The sequence below is a fragment of the Prauserella halophila genome, assembly GCF_024171895.1.
GTDB classification, from domain to species: domain Bacteria; phylum Actinomycetota; class Actinomycetes; order Mycobacteriales; family Pseudonocardiaceae; genus Prauserella; species Prauserella halophila.
The window spans coordinates 1318917-1325333 of the sequence record NZ_JAMTCQ010000008.1 but is presented as its reverse complement, the minus strand read 5'-3'; the positions used below and the strand labels follow the sequence as shown (position 1 = coordinate 1325333).

Below are 6417 nucleotides of genomic sequence, written 5' to 3'. Positions count from 1 at the left end.
CGTTGTGGGTTAAGGCCCCCAAGAGATGATTGGGTTGATAGGCCAGACATGGAAGCGCAGTAATGTGTGTTGGAGTGGACTGGTACTAACAGGCCGAGGACTTGCCTACAACGATGCTACGCACCCACTCTACGATCCTGAAACACCACACCACCCGCCCCACACCGGCCGGCTGGTTCGTGTGGCGCGGGGCAACGGTGTGTTGTTTCGTAGTGTTTCGGTGGTGATAGCGGCAGGGACACGCCCGGTCCCATTCCGAACCCGGAAGCTAAGCCTGCCAGCGCCGATGGTACTGCACTCGACAGGGTGTGGGAGAGTAGGACACCGCCGAACCCAACATAAAATGGTAGGGCCCGTGGGCTCGACTCCCGACACCGTCGGTGAGTCGCCCACGGGCTTTTCTCATTTTCCACCACTATTCCTGTGTCGTCGGTCTGTTGTACGGCCGAACGGGTGTGCGTTGGTGCGTGGTCTGTTCGTCGGTGGTGTGGCTTCGCCCGTGGTGTGGCTCTGTGGCGGACATCGTGCCTAGGCTGACGACGTGAGTACACAGATTCTGGTCGTTCAGCCCGACGACAACGTCCCGGCCGGCGCGCTCGGCGAATGGTTGGAAGAGGCGGGCGCCGAACTCGACGTCCGCCTCGCCGGCACGGACGAGGTGCCGGCAACAGTGGACGGCTACGACGCCGTGGTGTGCCTGGGCGGAGGTATGAACGCCTTCGCCGACGAGGCCTACCCCTGGCTGTCGACCGTCCGCCGGCTGTTGAGCACCGCGGTCGGTGGTGGCGTCGCGACCCTGGGCGTATGTCTCGGCGGTCAGCTGCTCGCCGCCGCCACCGGCGGTGTCGTGCGTGCGGGGGCACACGGCCCGGAGGCAGGACCGAAACTCGTGTCGAAGAAGGACGCGGCGTGGACGGATCCGTTGTTCGCCGAGCTCCCGCTGATGCCCGATGTCCTCGAGTTCCATCGGGACGCGATCGAGATGCTGCCCGGCGAGGCGACGCTGCTGGCGTCGACGCCGCTGTATCCGCACCAGGCGTTTCGCATCGGCCGGCGTGCCTACGGGCTGCAGTTCCACATCGAAACGACCCCGGACATCGTCGACACGTGGGTGGCGCGGTCCCCGGACGTGGCGGGCGTCGCGAAGCCCGGTGCGTTCGACGCCGAGACGTTGGATCGGGTGCACGCCGACATCGACGAAACCTGGCGGCCGTTCGCGCACCGGTTCGTCGCCCTCGCGGCAGGGACGGTGCGCCCCGCCGACGACCCGCGGCGCGGACTTCCGCTGGCGTGAGTGCACCACCCGTGGCGCCGGCAGGCGGACTACGGTAGGAGCCGATGGTAGACAGCGTTCGCCCCGCGGCATCGACGGCGAGGTTCGGTTTCACCTCGGACCACGCCGCCGACGAACTGCACGCAGCGGGCTGGTGGACAGGGACCGGCCCGGTCGCCGGAGCCGAATCGGTGCTGGCTGCGTTCGCGCACGCACCGGATCCGGACCTCGCGTTGCGGACCATCGACCGGATTCGCCAAGCCGACGGGGACGGCTGGGCCGGCCTCGATGCGGCACTGCGCACCGATCCGGTCGTGCGCGGCAAACTGCTGGGCATCCTGGGCTCGTCGACGGCGCTCGGTGACTACCTTGTCGGTTCACCGCGGCAGTGGCGGCGGCTCGTCGACCCCACTCCGGCCGCCGGTTATGCGGCGAGCCTGCAGGCCGCCGTCCGTGCCGACGGTGCCGACGGTGAGGTGCTGACCGGGGCCGAGGCCGAACAGGCACTGCGCAGGGCCTACCGGGGGCTCGTCCTGGAGATCGCGGGTGACGATCTCGGCCACCTCGTCGCATCGGAAGTGACCGCGGCGACGTTCGCCGATACGACCCACGCGCTGACGAACGCCGCCGACGCGGCGTTGCAGGCCGGCCTCACCATCGCCGAACACGAGACGCGCGATGCCGAACACGCCACGCTCGCGGTGATCGCCATGGGCAAGTGCGGTGGACGGGAACTGAACTACGTCAGCGACGTCGACGTCGTGTTCGTCGGCGACGGTGACCTGCAGGTCGGCACCCGGCTGGCGACCGCGATGATGCGGGTCGTCGGCAAGGCGTGTTTCGAGGTCGACGCCGCGCTGCGTCCCGAAGGCAAGGCCGGCGCACTGGTGCGCACGCTCGACGGCCACGAGGCGTACTACAAGAAGTGGGCGCGTACGTGGGAGTTCCAGGCGCTGCTCAAGGCCCGCCCTGCGGCCGGTGATGCCGAGCTGGGCCGCAGGTACGCCGAGCTCGTCGCCCCGATGGTGTGGGCCGCGGCCGAGCGGGACAACTTCGTCGCCGATGTGCAGCACATGCGCCGTCGCGTGGAGAAGCACATCCCCGCCGAGATCGCCGACCGCGAACTGAAACTCGGCAGGGGCGGACTGCGGGACGTCGAGTTCGCGGTGCAGCTCCTGCAATTGGTGCACGGGCGGATCGACCGGGAACTGCGATCGGCCTCCACACTCGACGCGCTCGCGGCGCTCGGCACCGGCGGCTACGTCGCGCGGACCGACGCCGAGGAGATGGCCGAGTCGTACGAGTTCCTCCGGGTGCTCGAGCACCGCCTGCAGCTGCGGGCGCTGCGCCGCACCCACCTGTTTCCGGAACCGGACGACACGGCCGCGTTGCGTTGGCTGGCCAAGGCTTCGGGGATTCGCTCGTCGCGGGCGCGGTCCCGTCCCGAACAACTCGACCACGAGTTCCGCAAACACGTCGGGCGGGTTCGCCGACTGCACGAGAAACTGTTCTATCGGCCGCTGCTGGAGTCCGTCGCGCGCGTGCCCAGCGCGGCACTCCGGTTGACGGCGAAACAGGCGCAGCAACGGCTCACCGCGCTGGGATTCGCCTCGCCGGAAGGCGCGTTGCAGCACATCCGCGCGCTCACCACCGGCGTGAGCAGGCGCGCGTCGATTCAACAGACGTTGCTGCCCGTGCTGCTGGACCTGCTCGCCGACACCCCGGAACCCGACGCCGGGCTGCTGGCGTACCGGCGCGTGTCCGAAGCGCTCGCGGACACCCCGTGGTACCTGCGGGTGCTGCGGGACGAGGCGGCCGTGGTGGAGAACCTCGCCACCCTGCTCGGCACGTCACGGCTCGTCCCCGACCTGCTGGTGCGGGCTCCGGAAGTGCTGCGCATGCTCGGCGACTCCGAGCGTCTGCGCGGGCGTCCGCCCGCCGAGACGGCGAACTCGCTGCGGGCGGCGGCGCGCAGGCAGCCGGGACTGGACGCCGCGGTGGCGACGGCACGGTCGTTGCGCAGGCACGAGCTGTTGCGGGTGGCGTGCGCGGACGTGCTCGGCCTGCTGGACGTGCCGTCGGTGTGCGATGCGCTCTCGTCGGTGTGGGGGGCGGTGCTGCAGGCGGCGCTCGAAGCGGCGACCCGGTACCAGCAGGCGCAGGCCGGTGGTGTGCCCGCGCGGATCGCCGTGATCGGCATGGGCAGACTCGGCGGCAGCGAACTCGGCTACGGCTCCGACGCGGACGTCATGTTCGTGTGCGAGCGCACCGCCGACGCCACCGACGAGCAGGCGCTCAAGTTCGCCACGACCGTCGCCGAGACAGTGCGCGCGATGCTCGGTGCTCCCACACAGGACCCGGCGCTGGAGGTCGACGCGAACCTCCGGCCGGAGGGGCGCAGCGGCCCGCTGGTGCGGACGTTCGAGTCGTACCGCGCCTACTACGAACGCTGGGGCGAGGTGTGGGAGGCGCAGGCGTTGCTGCGGGCACGTTTCCTCGCCGGTGACCCCGACCTCGGCGAGCGGTTCGTCGCCGCGATCGATCCGTTCCGGTATCCGGAGGGCGGGCTCGACGCGGCGAAGCTGCGGGAGGTGCGGCGCATCAAAGCCCGCGTCGACACCGAACGCATGCCGCGTGGTGCCGATCCGTCGATGCACACGAAACTCGGCCGCGGCGGGCTCGCCGACGTCGAATGGACCGTGCAGCTCGCGCAGCTGCGGTACGCGCACGAGGTTCCGGAACTACGGACCACGGCGACCCCGGCCGCGCTCGAGGCGATGGCCGGGGCGGGCCTGGCCGCCCGGGAGGACGTCGATGCGCTGCGGGATGCGTGGTTGCTGGCCACGCGGGCGCGCAACGCGGCGATGCTGGTCCGGGGCAAGGCCGTGGACCAGCTGCCGACCTCGGGACGTGAGCTGACCGCAGTGGCGAGCGTGTTCGGTTACGGCGTGGACGACGACGCGGGGGAGTTCCTCGACACGTACCGCAAGACGACCCGGCAGGCGCATGCCGTCGTCGAGCGCTTGTTCTACGAGGAGTGACGGGTCGAGAGGTGAGCGGCGGCTCACCTTGGGGAGACCCGGGCCGGGAATGCCGCTTATGGTGGCATGCGTGACTGAGCGTGAACCCTTCTCGATCCAGGTCAAGGTCCGGACGTACGAGCTGGACCCGAACGGCCACGTCAACCAGGCGGTGTACCACCAGTACGGCGAGGTCGCCCGCACCGAGCTGGCCGTGACGGCGGGAGTCACCGAGGGCCTCATCAAACAGGGCATCGGCCTTGTGATGCTCGAGTCCCACGTTCGCTTCCGCAGGGAGCTGCTTTTCGGCGACGAGGCCACGGTGTCGTGTGTGACGCGGTTCGAGGAGGACAAAAAGGTCTTCTGGATGGACAACGTGATCACCAAGCTCGACGGCACGGTGTCCGCGGAGCTCGAATCCACGATCGGACTGATGGACCTCGAGAAGCGCAAGCTCGTTCCGGCGCCGATGGAGCGCATCCGCGATGCGGGCGTCGACCTGGACCTGCTGCGCGGCAGCTGAGCCGAACCCCGCGAACCCCGCAAGCGCCGACGCGAGCTCCGTGCTCCGCGTCGGCGCTTGTCGTGCGAGGAGTCGCCCGCCCCGGGGAGGTGGCCGATCGCCACCCGTGTCACCGGGCGGCTCCGGAAGCTCAGCGCGTCGACTCGGCGTCCGCCGTGGCCTCCTTGTCGGTCTCCTGCGTGGCCAGCCAGGCGTCCCGGGCGTCGTCGTCCCGGCCGGACGAGGTCACCAGGCTGACCACGATGGTGAGCAGGAACGATGCCGGCAACGCGATCAGCACCTCCGAGGACGTGGGCAGGCCCATCGCGAAGGCGGTGCCGAACAGTACGGCGCCGCCGATCATCCCGGCTCCGGCGCCGGCCGCCGTGGTGCGGCGCCACCAGATGCCGAGCACCATCGGGGCGAAGAACGCGGACGCCAGCAGTGCCACCGCGGCCGTGTAGAGCACGATCAGGAACTCCGGCGGGTTGATCGCCAGCAGGATGCACAGGATTCCCACCACCCAGGTCGCGGCCTGGGTCACGCGGATGACCTCCTTCTGACTGGCCTGCGGGCGCAGCAGGCGGTGGTAGAGGTCGTGGCCGATCGCGGAGTTGCAGGCCATCAGCAGGCCCGCGGTGGTGGACATGATCGCGGCGAGCACGGCGGCGGCCAGCAGACCCTGGCCGATCGGGCCGAAGACGCGGTCGGCCAGCGTGAGGAAGAGGGCGTCGGGGTCGGTGATGTCCGCGTTCGGCAGCAGCGTCGCGGCGGCCGGCACGAGGACGATCGCGACGATGAGCATCATGACGCCGAAGAGCAGCATCGCGGTGTTGAGCGAAACGCGCGCGGACCGCACATTGCGCGCCGAGTAGACCCGCATGATCACGTGCGGCAGCACCGAGATCGCGGTCGCCCAGGTCAGGAAGGCGCCGACGTAGGACCAGATCGAGTGGGCGTCGGCGGCACCGGTGAGTGCCGGGTACGCCTCCAGGGTGGCGTTCCAGGCAGCAGGGAAGTCACCCATGGCGCTGAACGCGGCGATGCCGAGACCGACCATGCAGGAGAACAGCAGGATGCCTTGGAAAATGTCGTTCCAGGTCACCGACAGGAAGCCGCCGATGGAGACGTAGAGGACGAAGACGATCCCGGCGATCCACAACGCGGTCTGGTAGTCCCAGCCGAGCAGGTGGCCCGCGACGATGGCAGAGCCCTTCAGCTGCGAGACGATGTAGACGCTGCTGGCGATCACGATGAGCACCGGCACCACCACCCGCATCATCGGGCTGTTGAACCGGGCGTCGAAGAAGTCGGGCACGGTGTACTTGCCCAGGTTCCGCAGCGGTCGGGCGACCAGCACCGAGGCGACCACGAAGCCGACCGGGGCACCGGCGACCAGGGCAGCGGCGAACGGGAACCCGAGCGCCAGGGCACTGCCCACACTCGCCATCACCGAGCCGCCGCTGGCCAGTGAGGCGATGAATGCCCAGGAGTTCACGAAGGTGCCGAGGCTACGACCGGCGACGAAGAACTCGTCGGTGGAGTTGCGTACCCGGCGGTAGGCGACCATGCCGATCGCGATGAGGACGAGGAAGTAGCCGAGGACGATCATCAGGGTCATC

At 69.5% G+C, this 6417-nt stretch carries 4 protein-coding genes and 2 rRNA genes; 5 read left to right on the top strand and 1 reads right to left on the bottom strand.

Going from position 1 to position 6417, the window contains the following annotated elements; genetic code table 11:
- The 5 genes from LY41_RS06205 to LY41_RS06185 form a co-directional block, all read left to right on the top strand.
- Positions 1-109 (top strand): 23S ribosomal RNA (locus LY41_RS06205); the annotation flags it as partial.
- Positions 110-216: 107 nt separating this feature from the next.
- Positions 217-333: ribosomal RNA gene (rrf, locus tag LY41_RS06200) — 5S ribosomal RNA — on the top strand.
- Between the two features lie 208 nt (positions 334-541).
- On the top strand, positions 542-1294 hold the full coding sequence (locus LY41_RS06195) for a type 1 glutamine amidotransferase (protein ID WP_253862817.1): 753 nt from the start codon (positions 542-544) through the stop codon (positions 1292-1294).
- A 44-nt stretch (positions 1295-1338) separates the two neighbouring features.
- Complete coding sequence (locus LY41_RS06190) at positions 1339-4314, top strand: bifunctional [glutamine synthetase] adenylyltransferase/[glutamine synthetase]-adenylyl-L-tyrosine phosphorylase (protein WP_253862816.1); 2976 nt, start codon at positions 1339-1341, stop codon at positions 4312-4314.
- A 70-nt stretch (positions 4315-4384) separates the two neighbouring features.
- Positions 4385-4816, top strand: a complete 432-nt coding sequence (locus LY41_RS06185) for an acyl-CoA thioesterase (RefSeq protein ID WP_253862815.1) — start codon at positions 4385-4387, stop codon at positions 4814-4816.
- Between the two features lie 130 nt (positions 4817-4946).
- Here LY41_RS06185 and LY41_RS06180 read toward each other — a convergent pair whose 3' ends face one another.
- Positions 4947-6416 carry a sodium:solute symporter family protein gene (locus tag LY41_RS06180; protein ID WP_253862814.1) on the bottom strand — a complete coding sequence of 490 codons (1470 nt, stop codon included), beginning with the start codon at positions 6414-6416 and terminating at the stop codon, positions 4947-4949.
- Position 6417 lies beyond the last annotated feature (1 nt).

Coding starts and splice junctions, on each gene's coding strand:
- LY41_RS06180 (WP_253862814.1), bottom strand. CDS start 6,416: ATGACCCTGATGATCGTCCTCGGCTACTTCCTCGTCCTCATCGCGATC.
- LY41_RS06190 (WP_253862816.1), top strand. CDS start 1,339: ATGGTAGACAGCGTTCGCCCCGCGGCATCGACGGCGAGGTTCGGTTTC.